Origin of the sequence: Paenibacillus urinalis, from assembly GCF_028747985.1 — a bacterium.
Taxonomy (GTDB): domain Bacteria; phylum Bacillota; class Bacilli; order Paenibacillales; family Paenibacillaceae; genus Paenibacillus; species Paenibacillus urinalis.
On sequence record NZ_CP118108.1, the window covers coordinates 606,751 to 626,597 of the forward strand.

17 protein-coding genes and 1 pseudogene are annotated in these 19,847 nt (G+C 48.3%); 11 read left to right on the plus strand and 7 right to left on the minus strand.

What is annotated here, in order from left to right; all coding sequences use genetic code 11:
• Positions 1 to 53: 53 nt before the first annotated feature.
• Positions 54 to 1,037, plus strand: coding sequence for a Gfo/Idh/MocA family protein (locus PUW25_RS02815; protein ID WP_047911563.1), 984 nt, complete (start codon positions 54 to 56; stop codon positions 1,035 to 1,037).
• Positions 1,038 to 1,098: 61 nt separating this feature from the next.
• On the opposite strand, the gene PUW25_RS02820 is transcribed toward PUW25_RS02815, so the two are convergent.
• A complete protein-coding gene (locus PUW25_RS02820) occupies positions 1,099 to 1,584 on the minus strand; it encodes a CarD family transcriptional regulator (RefSeq protein WP_047911564.1) in 486 nt (161 codons plus the stop codon).
• A gap of 229 nt (positions 1,585 to 1,813) precedes the next feature.
• On the minus strand, positions 1,814 to 3,094 hold the full coding sequence (locus tag PUW25_RS02825; protein ID WP_081872379.1) for an ammonium transporter: 1,281 nt from the start codon (positions 3,092 to 3,094) through the stop codon (positions 1,814 to 1,816).
• A 716-nt stretch (positions 3,095 to 3,810) separates the two neighbouring features.
• On the opposite strand from PUW25_RS02825, the gene PUW25_RS02830 reads away from it, so the two are divergent.
• The gene (locus tag PUW25_RS02830) at positions 3,811 to 4,971 is read left to right on the plus strand and encodes an AI-2E family transporter (protein WP_047911565.1); all 1,161 of its coding nucleotides are present in this window, start codon (positions 3,811 to 3,813) and stop codon (positions 4,969 to 4,971) included.
• Positions 4,972 to 5,154: 183 nt separating this feature from the next.
• Here PUW25_RS02830 and PUW25_RS02835 read toward each other — a convergent pair whose 3' ends face one another.
• Positions 5,155 to 5,532: an ArsR/SmtB family transcription factor gene (locus PUW25_RS02835; protein WP_047911566.1), complete on the minus strand. Its 378-nt coding sequence runs from the start codon at positions 5,530 to 5,532 to the stop codon at positions 5,155 to 5,157.
• 177 nt (positions 5,533 to 5,709) lie between these two features.
• Here PUW25_RS02835 and PUW25_RS02840 point away from each other — a divergent pair, with 177 nt between their 5' ends.
• Positions 5,710 to 7,917 carry a heavy metal translocating P-type ATPase gene (locus tag PUW25_RS02840; RefSeq protein ID WP_047911567.1) on the plus strand — a complete coding sequence of 736 codons (2,208 nt, stop codon included), beginning with the start codon at positions 5,710 to 5,712 and terminating at the stop codon, positions 7,915 to 7,917.
• Positions 7,918 to 8,035: 118 nt separating this feature from the next.
• Here the strand turns inward: PUW25_RS02840 and PUW25_RS02845 are convergent, their stop codons facing one another.
• Entirely contained in the window at positions 8,036 to 8,344 is a 309-nt protein-coding gene (locus PUW25_RS02845) for a hypothetical protein (protein WP_047911568.1), read from the minus strand.
• Between the two features lie 150 nt (positions 8,345 to 8,494).
• Between PUW25_RS02845 and PUW25_RS02850 the strand changes: the two genes are divergently transcribed.
• The gene (locus PUW25_RS02850; RefSeq protein WP_274338518.1) at positions 8,495 to 9,925 is read left to right on the plus strand and encodes an aldehyde dehydrogenase family protein; all 1,431 of its coding nucleotides are present in this window, start codon (positions 8,495 to 8,497) and stop codon (positions 9,923 to 9,925) included.
• 78 nt (positions 9,926 to 10,003) lie between these two features.
• On the opposite strand, the gene PUW25_RS02855 is transcribed toward PUW25_RS02850, so the two are convergent.
• Positions 10,004 to 10,483, minus strand: coding sequence for a GAF domain-containing protein (locus PUW25_RS02855; protein WP_274338015.1), 480 nt, complete (start codon positions 10,481 to 10,483; stop codon positions 10,004 to 10,006).
• 194 nt (positions 10,484 to 10,677) lie between these two features.
• Here PUW25_RS02855 and PUW25_RS02860 point away from each other — a divergent pair, with 194 nt between their 5' ends.
• Positions 10,678 to 10,962, plus strand: a complete 285-nt coding sequence (locus PUW25_RS02860) for a hypothetical protein (protein WP_047911571.1) — start codon at positions 10,678 to 10,680, stop codon at positions 10,960 to 10,962.
• Between the two features lie 150 nt (positions 10,963 to 11,112).
• Here the strand turns inward: PUW25_RS02860 and PUW25_RS02865 are convergent, their stop codons facing one another.
• A complete protein-coding gene (locus tag PUW25_RS02865) occupies positions 11,113 to 12,105 on the minus strand; it encodes an alpha/beta hydrolase (RefSeq protein ID WP_274338519.1) in 993 nt (330 codons plus the stop codon).
• Between the two features lie 180 nt (positions 12,106 to 12,285).
• On the opposite strand from PUW25_RS02865, the gene PUW25_RS02870 reads away from it, so the two are divergent.
• The 6 genes and pseudogenes from PUW25_RS02870 (at position 12,286) to PUW25_RS02895 (ending at position 18,286) form a co-directional block, all read left to right on the plus strand.
• Complete coding sequence (locus tag PUW25_RS02870; RefSeq protein WP_274338520.1) at positions 12,286 to 12,849, plus strand: GNAT family N-acetyltransferase; 564 nt, start codon at positions 12,286 to 12,288, stop codon at positions 12,847 to 12,849.
• A 32-nt stretch (positions 12,850 to 12,881) separates the two neighbouring features.
• Positions 12,882 to 13,637, plus strand: coding sequence for an energy-coupling factor transporter transmembrane component T family protein (locus PUW25_RS02875; protein WP_274338521.1), 756 nt, complete (start codon positions 12,882 to 12,884; stop codon positions 13,635 to 13,637).
• Positions 13,638 to 13,898: 261 nt separating this feature from the next.
• Positions 13,899 to 14,438: an ECF transporter S component gene (locus PUW25_RS02880; protein ID WP_205054500.1), complete on the plus strand. Its 540-nt coding sequence runs from the start codon at positions 13,899 to 13,901 to the stop codon at positions 14,436 to 14,438.
• Positions 14,439 to 14,450: 12 nt separating this feature from the next.
• Positions 14,451 to 15,944, plus strand: coding sequence for an ABC transporter ATP-binding protein (locus PUW25_RS02885; protein WP_274338522.1), 1,494 nt, complete (start codon positions 14,451 to 14,453; stop codon positions 15,942 to 15,944).
• A 105-nt stretch (positions 15,945 to 16,049) separates the two neighbouring features.
• Positions 16,050 to 17,587, plus strand: a pseudogene (locus PUW25_RS02890) (MDR family MFS transporter).
• A gap of 231 nt (positions 17,588 to 17,818) precedes the next feature.
• On the plus strand, positions 17,819 to 18,286 hold the full coding sequence (locus PUW25_RS02895; protein ID WP_052511889.1) for a hypothetical protein: 468 nt from the start codon (positions 17,819 to 17,821) through the stop codon (positions 18,284 to 18,286).
• 160 nt (positions 18,287 to 18,446) lie between these two features.
• Here the strand turns inward: PUW25_RS02895 and PUW25_RS02900 are convergent, their stop codons facing one another.
• Complete coding sequence (locus PUW25_RS02900) at positions 18,447 to 19,709, minus strand: BaiN/RdsA family NAD(P)/FAD-dependent oxidoreductase (protein ID WP_274338523.1); 1,263 nt, start codon at positions 19,707 to 19,709, stop codon at positions 18,447 to 18,449.
• Between the last annotated feature and the right edge of the window lie 138 nt (positions 19,710 to 19,847).

Genomic DNA, 19,847 nt, shown 5'->3' on the forward strand with positions numbered 1-19,847 from the left:
CTTGTGCGAAAATATGTTATAATGGGCCGGATAAAGAGAGGATGTGAGGTAACATGGTGCGTTTTGGAATTATCGGAACGAATAAGATTACGGTTCAATTTATTGAAGCGGCATCGACTCTTCCTGATTTTAAGCTGACAGCCGTCTATTCGCGTACAGAGGAGAGAGGTCGGGAATTTGCTGAACAGCATGGCGCGGAGCACGTATTTACTGATCTTGAGGAAATGGCCCAAAGCGACGTGCTGGATGCGGTCTACATAGCAAGTCCGAACTCGTATCACAGTAAGCAGGCTGTTCTCTTGATGCAGCACGGCAAGCATATTCTGTGCGAGAAGCCGATGGCATCCAACAGTAAAGAGCTTGCAGATATGGTTGCTGCGGCAGAAGCCAATAAGGTTGTGCTTATGGAAGCGATGAAATCAACGCTTATGCCGGGGTTTAAGGCGATGCAGGAACATCTCTTTAAGCTTGGACAAGTGCGTAAATATATGGTGAACTACTGTCAGTATTCATCCCGTTATGATGCTTACAAGCAAGGGGACATTCAGAATGCATTCAAGCCTGAGTTCTCAAATGGCTCACTCATGGATATTGGAATCTACTGCATCTATCCGATGGTGGTATTGTTCGGCCAGCCGGAGAATGTCAAAGCGACAAGTGTCATGCTGGAATCGGGAGTCGATGGTGAGGGCAGCATCGTGCTTCAATATAAAGATATGGAGGGTGTGATCAGTTATTCCAAGATCACCAATTCCTATCTGCCTTCAGAGATCCAAGGTGAAGAGGGCAGTATGATCATTGATCATATTAACGCACCCGGAGCGGTAACCTTGCGATATCGAAACGGTGATTCCTTGCAAATATCTGAACGGAGCGAAGCTCCGGCCATGAAGTATGAAGCGGCAGAGTTTATCGGGCTCATTCAGAGCGGTGAGCTTCAATCGGCTAACAATTCACACCAGCATTCCAGCATAACGATGGAAATTATGGACACCGTTCGCAAGCAGATCGGACTCGTATATCCTGCTGATCGCTAATGCTGGTCAGTTAATTAAAAACAACCCGGAACGCGAGAAAGCCAGCGTTACCGGGTTAATCTTAATTAAGAGCAACTAGAGAATCGTTAAGCAGCTTCGTTGCTTGCTCTGGTGAAACATTCCGAGCATAGATGAGCTCACTGATCACAAGCTTTCGGGCATTGTTCAGCATGTTTTTGTCCGACCACCCTAAAGTTTTACGAGTCATCAACTTACTCAGATCGCGGATAACTTGAATTTCCATACAAATGTCTCCAGTTTTCAGCTTGCCGAGCATCATTTGTTGTCTTGTGTTCGCATTTGTGGGGATATCCCCGCATTCTTCTTGAAACATGGCTTTGGCCAGCATCAATGTTGCTTCATCACTGATGCAGCGAATTCCGAGAGAGTCTACTTTCGCTACAGGGATAGATACATTAATAAGAGGATGATCAATGCGGACCTCAAAGTACCATTGTTTCTCCCCAAGAATTTCTTTCTCTTCTAAAGAATGAATAAAGCCTGCGCCGTACATGGGATAAAATACACAATCTCCTACTTGATACATGAATAAAGGCTCCTTTTCTCTAAGATCTAAAGATGCAACTTTGCTTGAGACTTGGAGCTTAATATAAAGATTACCGAGGCATCTCTTCTTCTATTATATCATACCCTTGTTTTTATGATGGGTGAGGTAAATATCGGAAGATTAGGGGATGAATGCTTAAGCGAATAAAAATCCGGGCCCAGGTCATATCGACCTGGGCCCGGATGGCTAATGCCATATCTTATTTGATTTATAGAGTGGCGTTTGTTTTGTTGTTCTCTACGGACAACTGCTCTGGATAACCGTAAGTTCCGTGCTCACTCATATCCAGACCGATCAATTCTTCCTCTTCCGATACGCGAATTCCGATCGTCTTCTTCATTACCCATAGAATCGCATAGGATACGATGAAGGCGTATAGTCCACAAGCGATGACACCCATAGCCTGAACGCCCAGCTGACCGAAGCCGCCGCCGTAGAAGAGACCTGCATTACCTACACCCAGTTTCTCAACGAGCTCTGGAGTTGCGAAGAAACCAGTGGAGAGTGTCCCCCAGATCCCTGCTGTACCGTGAGCGGAAAGTGCTGCAATCGGATCGTCGATACCGAGATTCTCAAACATACGGATACTGAAGAATACGAGAATACCAGCGATAAGACCGATCACAATAGCTGCCCAGGAATCTACATAAGCACAAGATGCTGTAATCGCAACGAGACCTGCAAGCGCACCGTTAAGCATCATGGAAACATCTGCTTTACCCATAACAGCCCAAGCGATCAGAAGAGCGGCTACGGCACCGGCTGCTGCGCCGAGCTGCGTATTGATAGCGACATATCCAAAGAAGTTACCATCTTCAACCGTAATCGTACTGCCGGCGTTAAATCCAAACCAGCCTACCCAGAGAATCATTACACCGAGTGTAGTGAAGACTTGGTTATGACCAGGCATATTAAGAGGCTTGCGGTCTTTATTATATTTACCGATACGTGGTTTAAGCAGGAGTGTTGCTGCAAGTGCTGCACAAGCACCTGTCAAATGGACAACAGTAGATCCGGCGAAGTCTTGATCTCCGTGATCTGCCAGCCAGCCGCCGCCCCAGATCCAGTGTGCGATAACCGGATATACAAGGATAGAGAACAGTGCTGCAAAGATCAAGTAAGCGGACAGCTTAGCTCTCTCTGCGAAGCCGCCCCATGCGATGGACATCGAGACTGCAGCAAATGCCAGCTGGAAGATGAACATAACGGTTGGTGCTACGGTGCTGTCAGCCGGAACCTCCGGTTCATTAAAGAAGAAGTAATCTCCCCAACCGATGATAGAATTACCTTGACCACCAAAAATAAGTGCATAACCTACTGCCCAGAATACTACAGAGACAATACCTACTGTAAAGATCGTTTTACCTGCGACGTGCCCGGCATTCTTCATCCGAGTTGACCCTGCTTCGAGCAGGATAAATCCGGCTTGCATGAACAGTACAAGAATAGCTCCGAGCATGACCCATACGCTGTTAATTCCGATTTCCATCTGATCCACTCCTTGTGTATGATGTGTGATGCGCCCCTTCTGACTTCTTAACATCCGCTACTTCAACCTTAATCTGTAAATCACAACCTTCAAGATAGCCGAGTCGCTTATAAATAGAATGATTATGACACAAGGTGGTGTCGAACTAGCCTTGTTTCAAGAGATCAATCTATTCAGCTGCAAAGGTAATGACTTGGCCGTTGAAACATAGACAACCTTCCCCGCCTGGATCTGAACGTTTCACGTATTCTGCGAGAAGCTGAAGCAGAGTATGTATCCTGATGGATTCCCAGCGAGTTAGTTACCAATGAATCTCAGAAGATTTAAGGTTCCTTATTTAAAGGCTCTGACCGTATTTTAGGTGCAAAAGCACTTGTTGTCAATATATCTAACATAAGAACTTTTATATTTTCTTGTTTTTTCATAAAATTTGCATATTCATTTGCACTTTAACACCTAATTAGTGAAAATGACACGCGAGTAGACCGGGAAACTCCAACTTTTATTTCAGTTCTTAGAATGGCAGTTAGCCCTATATTTGAATTTGCAGAATGGAAATTAGCAAGCTTCCTTGATAGAATAGTTAACATGAATCAACATTTATACAATTATTGAAACGAAAATTGGAGTTGTACGTATTATTGTTACGCTATTTTCAGTAGAATGTATGTAGGAATAGTTAGAGCTTTTATTCGGTTAGAGAGGGATGCGGCTGCATGGAACAAGAGAAGGTGTGGCCAGACAGGTTCAAGAGATTTTTTCTTAACAATAAATTTGTGTTGTTCCTGCTGGTCGTTTTATTAGTTGGGCTGAATGTAATGGTGTTCAGCAAAATATCTTTTATTTTTCTCCCGATTGAAGTATTGCTCAAGACGATTATACTGCCCATCATATTGACGGGGGTTGTATATTATCTGCTTAATCCGATTGTGGATATGCTCGAGAGACGAAGAGTGAAGCGCGTATACTCTATACTTATTTTATATCTGCTGATCGCAGCAATTATTACTATTGTTGTGCTGGCGGTTATACCGGTTGTTCGTCAGCAAGTTACGGATCTGGTTAAAAACTTCCCTGTCTATTACGAGAATGTAATTCAACAATTTGAACAATTCATTGGCACAGGCTACTTAACGCAGATCGAGAACACGCTCCGCATTAACTTCAATGATATTGTGGGAAGTCTGTCCGAGCGGGTGAGTACTATTGTGAATTCGACCGTTACGGGAATCGGTGGCTTCCTGGGAGTATTGACTGAAACTGTTCTGGCTATCATTACGGTGCCTTTCATTCTGTTCTACCTGCTGAAGGACGGGAAGAAGCTTCCTGGTTATTTGCTGTCGTTCTTTCCTACGAATATCCGTGGCGGCACTTCGAGAGTACTCTCGGAGGCCAATCATCAGATCAGCTCTTATATTCGCGGCCAGATTATCGTCAGCTTCTGTATCGGTGTTCTGCTATACATCGGCTACATCATCATCGGACTTGATTATGCATTGATCCTGGCGGTCATTGCTGCTTGTACCGCGATTGTACCTTATCTCGGTCCGGCTATTGCCATCACGCCTGCTCTCATCGTCGCAGCGGTGACTTCGCCGATCATGCTGCTCAAGATGATTGCGGTATGGACGATTGTACAGCTCGTTGAAGGTAAATTTATCTCACCTCAGATTATGGGCAAATCGCTTAAGGTGCATCCGATTACGATTATCTTTGTTATTCTGACAGCAGGCAATCTGTTTGGAGTCGTCGGAATTCTGCTTGCTGTACCAGGTTATGCTGTGCTGAAGGTGGTATTCACCCATCTCTTTAACTGGTTTAAGAACCAGTCAGGCCTGTATGGACCGGAGAACGGAGAAGGCAGCTACAAACGATAAGTGTATCAGGCAGCGGAAATTTCTTTTTCTTATACAAAAAGCGCTCAGGGAATCAGGGCTATGCAGCCTGATTCCACTGAGCGCTTTTTTTGCTCTATAGAATCCATTTCATAACTCATTAACAGGGCGAATTAGAAACCATTTAGACCCTTGATTTAAGCAGCTAAAGGTATGAAATTAATCCTATTCATGTTTAATATGCTGAAGCGTCTGGATAAAAATTTGCTCAATATGTCCGTCATCCAGGGAATAATAGACCGTCTTACCCTCCTTGCGACGCTTGACGATACGCATGTTACGCAGGGATCGCAGCTGATGAGAGATAGCAGACTGGCCCATTTCAAGCAGTACAGTCAGGTCGTGAACGCATAATTCGCGCTGCAGAAGTGCATCTATAATCCGGAGACGTGTTGGGTCGCTGAATGCCTTGAACCAATCCGCCATTTGTACCGAAGTTGGTTTATCCATTAGGGACATCTTCGTCTGGTCAAGCTGTGCTTCGGTTCCGAAGCAGGTAGGCTCACATTCCTCGACGACAGGGATTGTCTTTTGTTCTTTCATGTATATCACCGCCTCTTTAATAGCTCTATTATAGCCAAAATAAGGTGGTCTGCATAAAGATAAATTTGAAGAACACAAAAGATTGACTTCTTTTTGACCCGGTGCATATAATGGATTCATGACATATGAATGATTGCTCATATATTGATGTTGTTCGGTGGGAAGAGGAGATGACACATGGTGAGTACAAATACAAGTCAAATCAAAAAAGAGCTGCTTCTGGAAGGACTGCATTGTGCGAATTGTGCCCGCAAGATTGAAGAAGGGGTAGGCAAGCTTGATGGGGTGTCCTCCGTTGCTGTCAATTTTGCAACGACCAGAATGAGCATAACGGCCGATGCAGACAGATCAGCGGAAGTGCTCGCTGAGGCTGCCAAGAGAGTGAAGAGAATTGAGCCGCATATTCGTGTATCCGTAATCGAGCCGGCAGATGCTGCAGCTCATCGTCATAAAGATCACCATGACCATGCAGCTTCACACGCTGAAGAGCATGCGGGCGGACACTCACATGCAGGACATCAGCATGACGCTGGAGCAGCTCAGCTGTGGAAACGCGGCGCACGTCTTGCCGTCGGCACAGCGGTTGCAGCATTAGCTGCTCTCCTGCCCATGTCAGGCTATGCTGAGATTGGATTGTTCATCCTTGCGTATCTCTTGGTCGGCGGTGATGTGGTATGGCAGGCGGTTCGCAATATGACAAGGGGACAGGTGTTTGATGAATACTTCTTGATGACCATTGCGACGATTGGTGCCTTTGCCATTCAGGAATATCCTGAAGCCGTCGCTGTCATGCTGTTCTACCAGGTCGGTGAAATGTTCCAGAGTCTTGCAGTAAACCGTTCGCGTAAGTCAATCCAGTCACTGATGGATATACGCCCCGATTATGCTAATCTCGAAACAGCAGAGGGTGTGGTCAGAGTCTCACCAGAGCAGGTGAGCATTGGCGACCGCATCGTTGTAAAGCCGGGCGAGCGTGTACCACTCGACGGGAAGGTCATCAGCGGTTCCTCCATGATGGATACTTCCGCACTTACAGGAGAATCTGTTCCAAGAGAAGCACAGCCAGACAGCGAAGTGCTGAGTGGCTTCGTGAATCTGAATGGTGTGCTTACCATGGAAGTAATTAAGGATTATAGTGAATCAACGGTGTCTAAAATTTTGGAGCTTGTTCAAAATGCAACGAGCAAAAAAGCACCGACAGAGACGTTCATTAATAAATTTGCGCGTGTCTACACGCCAATTGTGGTCATTGTTGCAGCCTTGCTGGCTGTTGTCCCGCCATTCGTAATCAGTGGTGCGGAATTTTCCGATTGGCTCTACCGTGCGCTGGTCTTTCTTGTGATCTCATGTCCATGTGCGCTTGTCGTCTCCATTCCGCTGGGCTTCTTCGGAGGGATCGGGTCAGCCTCAAGGGCAGGTGTGCTTGTCAAAGGCGGCAATTACCTGGAGGCGCTGGGTGATGTCACAACGATCGTTTTCGATAAGACGGGAACGCTGACAGAAGGTGTATTCCAGGTGACGGGCATATATCCTGCAGAAACCGTGCAAGCAGAAGAGCTGCTCAAATATGCGGCCTATGCAGAATATCATTCCAATCATCCGATTGCTGAATCCATCCGAAGCACATATGGTCAGGAGCTGAATCAGGATCGGGTCGGAAGCTATGAAGAAATAAGTGGATATGGGATCAGAGCTCTACTTGACGGCACGGAGGTACTTGCAGGGAATAAGAAGCTGATGGAGCAGCAAGGAATCTCTTACGCTGAGCCTATGCAGCACGGTACCGTGGTTCATATCGCGGTAGGCGGAAGCTACGCAGGACATATCGTTATCTCGGATAAGGTGAAGCAGGATGCGGCAAGAGCAATTGAGGAATTGAAGGCACTCAATATAACGAAGACGGTCATGCTGACCGGGGATGCACGATCCGTTGCACGAGCGGTGGGAGAGGAGCTTGGGATCGATGAGATTCATGCAGAGCTGCTGCCTGCCGACAAGGTGGAGCAATTGGAGCGGCTGGTGGAGAACAAGCCGGCCAAGGAGAAGGTCATGTTTGTCGGAGACGGTATTAATGATACACCTGTGCTTGCACGCGCTGATGTTGGCGCAGCCATGGGAGGTCTAGGCTCGGATGCTGCGATTGAGGCCGCTGATATCGTCATTATGACAGATGAACCGTCGAAGATCGCCACGGCCATTCGTATCGCGAAACGGACGAGAGTGATCATCTGGCAGAACATCATCTTTGCTCTTGTGGTGAAGGGGCTGTTTCTCATCCTCGGAGCCTTTGGAATTGCAGAGATGTGGGAGGCAGTATTCTCGGACGTAGGTGTAACGGTGCTGGCTGTACTCAATTCCATGCGGATCTTGAAATATAAAGGCTGACCCTTTGCAAGAAGGCCGCAAAAAGCTTATTCTCTTCACTGTGAGAGAATAAGCTTTTTTGGTTTAGCCGCGGGATTCCGATGGCAGTTCAGTTTATACAGCCAAGAAATACGATGCCCTATGCTTCTGCATTTCGCAAGGCTTTCAGCTTGTTTGCTTTTCTCCGGCTGCTGCTGATCGTCAGCTGGCGGTGCTTCGGAGAGCGCATAACCCAGCGTTTGAAGGCCTCCGTACCGGCGATGCTAGTCAGCATCGGGGATGGGGCATGAATATAACGGAGTGCTGCATACAAGCATGAATTGAGCAGTATATCGGTAAATACAAAGTAGACAATATCTGAGCTGCTCACAACAATAACGGTGGATTTTGGCCGGGAAGCATGGGAGATCGTACCTGAGCCATATACACCGATAACACGGTATTTCATGGTGCTGCCCCTTTCGTACTTAGGACGAATCGTCCGCGCGTTAGTTTGTATATTGTATGTCCCTCTGGCTTGGCCCTATGTATTGGGTAATAGAGATTGTGAAGAACTGTAAGAATATCGATAAATGATTGATATAGAGGAGGAAGCAGCATGCGCAAACAACAGTTATATATCGGAGGAGAATGGATAGAAGGAGCGTCGTGGAAGACGCTGTATTCTCCCTATTCCGGGGAACCACTTGCAGAGATCGCTGTGGCTGAGGAGGAGCATGTCGAAGCAGCCATCGCCAGTGCCGAAAAAGCCTATGCATTGACCCGGCGTATGCCGGCGCATGAGCGTTCAGCTATATTGAGCAAGGTGGTGGACCTGCTCCACCATCGGCAGGAAGAAGCGGCTGCTCTTATCGCAAGAGAGGCAGCCAAGCCAATGAAGGCAGCAAGAGCCGAGGTCAAGCGAACGATCGAAACATATCGTTTTGCGGCAGAGGAAGCCCGCCGAATTCAGGGAGAATCGCTGCCAATGGATGCAGCGCCCGGAGGAGAGGGAAGAGTCGCTTATACCGTGAGAGAGCCGGTTGGTGTACTCGGGGCAATCACTCCGTTTAACTTCCCGATGAATCTGGTCGCACACAAGCTGGGACCCGCCCTAGCGGCAGGAAATACAGTTGTACTCAAGCCTGCAGGTCAGACTCCGCTGTCCGCTTATTTCATCGCCGAACTGTTTGAGGAGGCGGGACTGCCCAAGGGGGCTCTGAATGTAGTGAGCGGCAGCGGCAAAACGATCGGAGATCTGCTGGTGTCTGATGAACGGGTCAAGCATATTACTTTTACAGGCAGTCCAGGTGTGGGTAAGGGGATTCGGGAGAAGGCAGGACTCAAAGGGGTTACACTGGAGCTCGGCTCGAATTCGGCCGTCATAGTAGATAAGAATCTCGACAATCTGGATGTGGTTGCAGAGCGTATAGCGCACGGTTCATTCTCTTATCAGGGACAAGTCTGTATTTCGGTCCAGCGGATTTATGTGCATGAGTCGGCAGCTTCTTCATTTATCGAGCTGCTCAGAGAGAAAACGGAGGCGCTGGTAACGGGGGATCCACTGGACGCAGCAACGGATGTATCAGCCCTGATCTCAGAGGAGGACACGAGCAGGGTGCTGGAGTGGATCGAGGAAGCCGTTCATGAAGGTGCTGAGCTCATTACCGGTGGTGAGGTCTCACAACGGGTGCTTGCGCCAACGATTATGACCCATGTGCCGCATTCGGCGAAGCTATCCAGCCAGGAAGTGTTTGGTCCGGTGGTGGTCATTCACGAAGTGAGCTCGATTGATGAGGCAATTGAGAAGGTGAACGATTCGGTATACGGTCTTCAAGCAGGAATCTATACGAATCATATTCAACATGCGCTGAAGGCGGCGGATCTATTGGAGGTCGGAGGCGTCATCATTAATGATATTCCTACCTTCCGATTGGATCATATGCCATACGGCGGAGTCAAACAAAGCGGATATGGACGTGAAGGGATTAAATATGCGATAGAAGCAATGACTGAGCTGAAGCTTGTTGTCATGAACCGTGGTATATAGAAGCTCCTAATAAAATAGCAGGGCGTGGTGAGACCATCCACGCCCTGCTATTTGTGTTGAAAGATTATATACAGCAGTCTACAGCTGTGCTGCCAGTATGCTCACGAATTTCTCCAGGAACACCTGATCCTCTTCGTCGAAACGGTTAAGCAGCGGGCTGTCGATATCAAGCACACCGAACAGTTCGCCATTCTTCACAATCGGAACGACAATCTCACTGTTCGTCGCAGCATCACAAGCAATATGCCCAGGGAAGTCATGAACATTGCGAACAAGCTGAGTCTTGCGCTCCGACGCTGCTGTTCCACACACGCCGCGCCCAAGCGCAATACGAATGCAGGCAGGCAGCCCTTGGAAAGGACCCAGCACAAGCTCTGTGCCGTCATATACATAGAATCCGACCCAGTTAATGTCCTTAAGAAAAACATTCAGCAGAGCGGAGGCATTGGCCATATTCGCTACGGCATCGGGTTCTTCGTAGATTAAGCCCTTCAATTGATCGAGAACAGCTTGGTACTGCTCGCTTCGAGTACCCTCATAAGTCATGGCATGGAACATTTCTTATCACCTTCCGGTATGAATAGGGTATGCCCATTTCATAGACCTGTTCACGTTTTTGAGCAAGCTATGAAATTGACCCACCAGCTAAAATTTTGTATGGATATCCTTGTCATTGTAAGGGATGGACGTTTCTTAAGCAAGAGGATTGGTGAAGTAAATACTGTAATTGAAGTCGGAAAGGGGATATGATTATGCTCGCAGATGTGCAAAACTTATTCATTCGTATTCATATGCTTCATCTCGCTCAAACGGAGGATCTGACGGTTACAGACGTCCTGACACGGCTGGAGGCGTTAGATTACCGAGTCGGTGAACGGGAAGTGAAACAGGAGCTGGAGAGACTGACGCAGGAGAACTTTCTGACTTCCCATAATGAACAATTCAGCATTACCGGTGCAGGGATTAATGAATTCAAGGAAATTCAGACGGTTCTGAATACGGTGTGCTCTGAAGTGGGAGAAACGAATAAAGTGTAGCTTGCTATGGTGGCATCTTCATATGGGTCATCGGCAAAAAAAAGTCCGTCACCTCTAAGGCGAGGCATCCTTACTGTCATTACTGACAGTCACAGGAAGCTCGCTTCAGGGGTACCGGACTTTTTTTCATTAGCATCATCATCTTCTTCTCTAGCCCCATTGGGTCCGTAGCTGCTGTTCTACCGAAGAAGAGGAAGCAGGTATAGAGGATGCAGGATATAGCTGAACATGCTCATGCTCAAGCACTTCGTCAATAAACTCAAGAACCTGTGTACGATATAATTGCGGATTGACCATATAAGCGTTGGCATGAACAGCACCTTCGATCATGAGCAGCCGTTTGAACCCTTTTTTGACCTTATATAAATCCTCACTCATCTTCGTCGGTACGAAACGATCCTCCGTTCCGTGAATAAACAGGGTGGGAATGTCACTGATTTGGACAGCCTTCGTCGGGGATACCTGATCGAAACGGAAGCCTGCTTTTTTCATCACACGCCGGCTTACCAGATAGTAGAAGCAGGATACAGGATATAGACGAACCCTTCGCAGCTGATATTTCATCAGCTCAGTCAGATCGGAGTAGGGGCAGTCCGCAATAATGAACTTGATATTAGAAGCAGCCATTGCGCTATATTCCAGTACGGTGCCTCCCCCAAAAGATTGACCATGCAGACCTATAACACAATTTCCGCCAGCACGCTGATTCACGTATTCCACCCAGGCTTCAATATCGTACTTTTCCTTATAGCCGAACGTGGTGTAGACTCCTTCGCTCTTGCCATGTCTGCGCTGATCTACAAGCAGGAGATTAAAGCCCGACTCCTGAAACATTTGAATGTATTGTGTGGAAATAAAGTGTGAGGCGGTATAGCCGTGAACGATAATCATCCAGCGCTTGGAGGAAGGATTCGGTTCAATCATCACAGCATGCAGCTTAAGTCCATCACGGCTTCGGATCCAGACATCCTCTTTCTGAAGCTTCTTAAAATCAGAACGATGATACACACCGGCTTTCTCCAGGAGTGAGAACAGGTAGTCTTCACTGCGTACTTTCATCCGTATCATTTGCCTAAATCCAAACGAAACGATGCCTTCAATCAGGAAATAGACCGAGAGAAGCAGAAAAGCGATTTGATACATATATGGAAGACCCTCCTTTCAACATCAGTAATAGTATTTGTTAGAATGACTGCGGCCATTCATGTCCACTTGGCACATTTACCTATTATTAAACGCTTGTCACCATTTCAATCCTGTGATTAGATAAACTACAATTGGAATTATTCATTTCAGTACATGAGCAAAAAGGAGTATGAAGTAATGTATGTATGCGGCGGTTACATTCCTGAGCTGAAGACGGAGCGGTTGCTGCTTCGCAAGCTTATGAGAAAAGATAGCAAAGAGATCTACACCATTTGGTCCGATCCAAAGGTTACTGCCTATATGAACATCTCAGCGATGCATAGCGTACAGGAGGCAGAGGATATGATTGATCTGCTGGATCAGGCCTCACGGACAGAAGACGGCTTCCGCTATGCGATCATTCTCCAAGAGAGCGGCGCTGTTATCGGCAGCTGCGGATTTAATTATTGGCAGCTTCAAGGTGCATTCCGTGGAGAGATTGGCTATGAGCTTGCTTCCACACATTGGCGCAAGGGATACATGACAGAAGCGCTTCGAGCCCTGCTGCAATACGGATTTGAAACGATGGGACTGAATCGAATTGAAGCGCTGGTGGATCCTAGAAATACAGCCTCACAGCAGCTTCTTCATGCGCTGTCATTCCAGTGTGAGGGCCTGCTTAGGCAGTTGCACTATACATCGACTGGATATAAGGATATGCAAATGCACTCCATTTTGTTTGAGGAATGGAAATATAAATAGAAATCTGAAGAATAAAGGAGGAATATGGAGTAATGCTGCTTCAATATCGGAGGGGAGCCTCTCTACTGCACCGGATCAGCCCATTAAGCAAATTGGTGATGCTTGCGGCGTGGACCGCAGCAGTTCTGAATTCGGAGCATTTGCTGGTACAGGGACTGATGTTTCTCGTTCTGCTGGTAATTGGAAAATTAGGTGCAGGACTGCCCTTCTCACAGCTGAGAAAAGCGGTCTTCTTCGTGCTTAGCTTTGGTCTTCCGTATTTTGTCTTAACTACACTCGCAGTGCCTGGGAAGGAACTGTTATGGGAGCTGGGCCCGATTCATATCGCAGAGGACAGTATGATGCTGGCCGGCGCGCTAACCGTGCGCATGTTTAATCTGTTTGTTTCATCTCTGTTGTTTATTACAACAACGGATCCACGGGATTTTGTTCATTCACTGACACTTCGTTTGAAGGTGCCGTACCGGTTTGCGTTTGGCGTCTCGATTGCCCTCACGTTTCTGCCTTTACTCGAGGAGGAGGGGAGAGTGATTGCTCAGGCGCATAAGGTGAGAGGAAGTGAACCGAAGACAGGAATCCGCAATAAGCTTCGTTATTATCGAAATTATGGTGTTTCAATTCTGGTCAACTGTGTTCGAAGAGTGCAGCAGACGGCTGGAGCAATGGAGGCAAAAGGGTTCGGGGCCTATCCGGAGCGTACTTATCTAAGAGTTCGCAGGTTCTCGCGTTATAGTGCGTGGTATGCAGGGGGAAGCGTTCTGATGGTGTTGATCGGAATGGTGTGGTGAGCGGTTCAGCTCATCATGGTATCTTGTTCTGAGCTTATTGTTAACCTAAAATGATTATTTTTATGTTGACAATTGAATGGCATGTCTATAAATTAAGTACAGTAAAGCATTCTCAAGACACGTCGACGGAACTGAGCTTGCTAATTTGTATAAGTATATCGCTATATCATATCTGAACAGAATGGAGAGAGGATCGTGTCAAATAAACAATCTCGGCTTAAACGTCATTTTGCGGCGTTTACTACCCTGGACATTGTTCTGATGGCTATGCTGGCGACAGCGAATGGGGCCATGACCTTTTACTTGTCGGTCGTGAACAAAATGCTGAACAATTTCGGAGGCCCTATTGCCACTTCGACCATTGTGGGATTATATATGATCTATGGATTACTGGCCTATTACATTATCCGCAAGCCGGGTACAGCTGTCATTACATACAGTATAGGTGCGCTGGTGCAGAGCTTTATAGGCTCCGCCTACGGTCTGGCATCTATCATTGTTGCGGCACTATGCTATATGGTAGTTCTGGAAGGGCTATGCTGGATCACACGATATAAGAGATGGAATCTGACCTTTATGCTCATCGCAGGTGCGGCTCTTGTGCCGTTATGGTTTGTCTTTGCCGCGCAAATGTTTGGCTACACGGCGTGGGGCTGGCCTGTTCTTATTAGTGCTTTTGTTACTCGTGTCATTAGTGGTGCCGTGCTGTGCGGATGGCTGACAAAAGTGCTGGGGGATGGATTGATTCGCACGGGTCTCTTGAAGAGGTATCGTTCATCCGAGCAGCCGTTAGAAGTGTAAGGAGCGGGAGATATGGAGGATGCACACAATAATCTTATGATTCATAAACCCATGGTTGAATTCAAAAATGTCAGCTATCAATACGAAGGAGAGGCCAGCCCTGTGCTGAAGGGCCTCTCTTTTTCCATTTCCCAAGGGGAGCGGGTTGCTCTGATCGGAGGCAGCGGAAGCGGCAAATCTACGGTATGTCAGCTGCTTAATGGGTACTTGCCCCGGTCCGGCGGAGGGAAACGCACGGGAGAACTGCGGGTTCGTGGTCTGGACCCGGCCGTCGCTTCGATTGCCGATATTGCAGCGGTCTGCGGATTGGTATTTCAGGACCCGGATGCACAGCTCGTTCAGGGCATCGTCGAGGACGAGGTCGCATTTGGCCCGGAGAACTTATGCCTTGCTCCTGAGCTGCTGGAACAGCGGGTAAGTGACGCTCTCAGCGCTGTGTCGCTTGTGGAGAAACGGTTCGATGAAGTGTCCCGGCTGTCCGGGGGGCAGAAGCAGCGGACCGCAATCAGCAGCATTCTGGCGCTCGCACCAGAGGTGCTCGTCTTCGACGATGCGGCGGCGAGCCTTGACCCGCCGGCGCAGCGAAGACTCGTGCAGCTATGCAGCGCGCTGCACGAGCAGGGCCGGACGCTCATCACCGCGTCCGGGCGGTTTGACGATCACGCACTGCAAGCGTCGCGCGTGATCGTCCTGGATGGCGGTGCCGTGCGCTTCGCCGGCACGCCGCAGGAGCTGCTCCGCGAGCATGCTGCGGAGCTTGCGGCCTTGGGCCTTACGCCCCCGCCCCGAGGCGAAGCTCCGGGGCGGGAGGCACGGGCCCAAGGCCAGCCCCCGCTGCTCGCGGCGCGGGGGCTTACGTTCACCTATCCTGCTGGCCGCAAGGCGCTGCAGGAGGTGAACGGTACGCTGTCAGCAGGTCAGTGGACCCTACTGACCGGCGAGAACGGCTCAGGCAAGACGACCCTGAGCCGACTCATGATGGGCTTGCTGCCGGTGCCGAAGCGAAGCCTGTATTTTCAAGGCAGGGATATCGCTGAGCTCAAGGTGCATCAGCTGTCCAGAGAGATGGGATACGTCTTTCAGCAGCCGGAGCATCAATTCGTGGCGAGTACGGTGCGGGAGGAATGTATCTACGGGATTCGGGGAGCACTGTCGCTGAAGCCTGAAGATGTTATTCCGGAAGCTCATGCTGAAGCAGCAATGGATCTGCTTAAGGTAACCGGATTAATCGGCAAAAAGAATGCCTCGCCCTATCTGCTCAGCGGCGGTGAGAAGAAGCTGCTCAGTGTCATCGCCCAGCTGGTCGTCCCGAAGCAGCTCTACATCTTGGACGAGCCGACAGCCGGACTTGATTACGCCATGATTGAGGCCCTCATACAGCTGTGCAGACAGAAGGTGGATGAGCGAGCAGCGATCCTGATGATTACGCATGATACCGAGCTCTTGGCTGCTCATGCCGATCAAATATGGCATCTTGCAGATGGGCGTTTGGATGTGCAGAAGTAAGCAGTCACATCCCTTCTCGAAACTTTACTTCATTATTCCATGGCAAGTAAGCTCATGTTATGATGGTTGAAGTGATGTAAATTATAGAGAGAAGGTACATAAATCTTGAATACACAGGCTAACATTCCAAAACGGGGCTTTATTCTGACGGGTGTACTGCTTGCCACGTTCTTGTCCGCAATTGAAGGAACGGTGATCGGTCCGGCAGGTCCGACCATCGTTAGTGAACTGGGTGATGTATCGCTGCTCAGCTGGATCTTCACCTCGTATCTGCTGACGATGGCGGTCAGTACGCCGATTTTTGGGAAGATCAGTGACCTGTTCGGGCGTAAGCCCGTCTTTTTGATCGGTGTCGGGCTATTTCTGATCGGAAGCCTGCTATGCTGTTTTGCCGAGAACATGCAGAGCTTGATTTTGTTTAGGGCGATACAAGGGATTGGCGCTGGTGCTGTCGTACCGGTGACTTTTACGATTATCGGGGATATCTATAGCATTGAGGAACGGGGTAAGGTTCAGGGCATGATCAGCTCTGTATGGGGCATCTCTTCCTTATTGGGACCGCTGATTGGTGGATATTTTGTGGATTACCTGGGCTGGCCGTGGATATTTGGCTTCAATATTCCATTTGGTCTGCTGGCCATGTGGTATGTGGGCAGGTATCTGAAGGAAGATGTTGTGAAGCAAAAAGTGCAAATCGACTATCTGGGAGCGATTACGTTTACCGTCGGCATTACTTCCCTGCTCATTGCTCTATCCCTTGGAGGCCACGCTTACTCGTGGGGTTCTCCCTTCATCCTGGGTCTATTACTTGCTGCCGTCGTGTTTATTACGATTTTTCTATTCGTGGAGACCAAGGCGAAGGAGCCGATTGTACCGCTCGGACTGTTTAAGATACGTGATATTACATTGGCCAACATTGCAGGCTTACTGACCAGCGCCCTGATGATTGGCCTGACGAGTTATTGCCATTATGGATACAAGGTGTGCAGGGAGGGAACGCTACGACTTCAGGACTTGCGCTTGCGCCGATGTCCATCGGGTGGCTGATTGGCGGTATATTTGCGGGACGACTGCTGATGAAGCTGGGGTCTCGTTATACCTCCCTGATCGGTTTGACCGGGATTGTCGCCGGCTCCGCCGGACTGATCTTCCTTAGCGCGAGTTCACCAAGCTGGCTGCTGCTCTTCTATATGTTCGTATATGGGCTGGGCTTCGGCTTCTCCTTCACTGTATTTACGATTATTGCCCAATCCTCTGTCGGCTATCGGCAGAGAGGAGCATCTACTGCGCTCAACACGTTTATGCGTACGTTAGGACAAACGATTGGGGCAGCGGCGTTTGGAACATGGCTGAACTCACGAATTTCTGCACATACAGAGACCATGAATTTAGCGGAGCAGGGCGTAACACAGAAGGATATCAATACGATTCTGGCGCCGCACGGAACGCTTGAGCTGCCAGAGAACATTCAGGCATTGCTGCAGCAAGTACTGGAGCTAAGCCTGCATTCTTTATTTCTTATCATGTTTATCATTGGAATCTGCGGATTTATTGTCACAGCGGGATTGCGCAAGCAGCCGCCGTCACCGGTCGAGTCAGGAGTGGCTGCACAGGCTCAGATTGCAGGCAAGAGAGAAGAATAGCTAGTGTGATAGTCATATGCCATTCTTCTTCGAGATCCATGAACGAGAGTTATTATATATTGGTGTTTAGATAGAGGAAGTCCGGACTGTGTCAACAGCAGCCGGGCTTCTTTTGTTTCGAAAGAACGATTTAATATAATTTACTTCACCTTGTGGAATATTACTCTTAGCGTGACGGGCGCACAGTTAAGGGTAATTAATTTTAGAGACAGAACGAAAGGGTGAAATAGAATGAATGATGCGGCATTTCTCGTTCAATTCGAGAATGATCAGAAGGCCCGCGGGGCATTTGATATGCTCGTCGAGCTGGGCTACAAGCCAAATATGATTGGCGGTGGCATGATGGATGTCAACATTGAGCGACAGGATGTAACCTCAGCGCTCGAAATTATTGAAGCCTATGGCGGAGAGGTTCAGGATGACAGCAATCAGCAGGTGCATGAGGCTTTGACTCCAGAGATGAATCAAATGAGTGATACGGAGTTTGCCTATATGCCGATTCCTGCACATACTGTAAATGAGGATTTGGATGAATCCTATATGGCGGGCTACTCCGATTCACCCTATGGAATGGAGTCATCAGGCTACGATGTAGCATCAGAGGATGATGACACAGAGTTCGCGGAAGAGCATAACCGAACCGAGGATACCGAATTCGGAGGCTCATTTGGCGGATTCTCCGGAAGCGTAAAGGCGTAATACTCCGGGTCTCGTAACAGTGATTAAATAACAAGCAAACTTTACTTCAAATAGCTTGTACACCAAAAAAACGATCCTCCTTCACCGTATCGACAATATGGATGAAGAAGGATCGTTTTTTTTTGGTGTGTACTTATCTTAAATTGTTCATTTATGACCCTTAGTAAGTGTCTTCCATAGCAGCATGCTTGCCAGCCGTATAGCCTGTGGAGAAGGCGGAGGTAATATTATAACCCCCGGTATAGCCGTGAACGTCCAGGATTTCACCGCAGAAAAAGAGGCCGGGCATGAGCTTGGATTCCATGGTCTTAGGATAAATCTCCTTCAAATGCACCCCGCCGCCGGTAACGAACGCTTCGGCAAGCGAGCGTGTGCCATTCACTTGAATCGGCATGCCCTTAAGGACAGCAGCCAGCGTTTCAATAGAGCCTTTTGGAAGATGGTGATAAGTTGTCTCACCGTCCAGCGCTGCCTTTGTCAATACAACAGGAATCAGCCGCTCCTGAACAATACCTTTCAGCGCGTTCTTGATGGCTTTCTTAGGCTCTGATTCAAGCTTGTCCTTCAGGTCCTGCTCCATCTTGGATAGCGGGTATGCCGGGTACAAATCGAGCTTCATGATGACATTCTTCGTCCCCGTCTTCTTCTGCACCTTGCGAATGAACTGACTGCATCTCAGCGCGATGGGGCCGGACAGTCCAAAGTGGGTGAAGATCATATCTCCCTCGTGCCGAATGACCGTCTTGTCCTTCGCATCATGAACTGACAGAGCGACATCGCTCAAGCTGAGACCCTGCAGCTCCCGGGAGGTGATGAAGGCTTCATTAGAGGTAATAGGTACCTCTGTTGGATACAGCTCTGTAATGGTATGTCCCGCGGCTTCTGCCCAAGGATAGCCATCACCTGTTGATCCGGTTTGCGGCACGGATTTGCCTCCTGTAGCTACAATGACCGCATCAGCTGGAACAACCTTGCCTGAAGCTAATTTCACACCAGCAACCTTGCCCTCCTCATAGAGGACCTCAGCTACGGGGGAGTCTGTCATCATCTTCACACCCAGCGAGCTTGCTTTGCCAATCAATGCATCGACGACGGTCTTGGCTTTGTCAGACACCGGAAACATTCTGCCGTTGTCTTCCTCCTTCAAGGCAATGCCTAGATCTTCAAAAAAACGCATTATTCCTTGATTATCCATATGCTGAAATGCACTGTAGAGGAACTTTCCGTTCCCAGGAATGTGCTTGATCAGCTCATCCTGATCTTTGGCATTGGTTACGTTGCAGCGTCCTCCGCCGGATATGCCAAGCTTACGCCCCAGTTTATTGCCTTTGTCAACGAGAACAACCGATGCACCATGCTCAGCAGCGGCAACGGAAGCCATAAGGCCGGAAGGTCCTCCACCGATGACAATTACTTTTTTCATATTTAATAAATCTCCTCTTCAATACAAATTCCTTCAAACATCGTAACAGATTCGCCGATCGTTGTCGTTTTTTGTTTATGTTTTGTTATTAGAAACAATTTTATCGTCTTCTTGAGGGATATAATGATTCATTTGCAT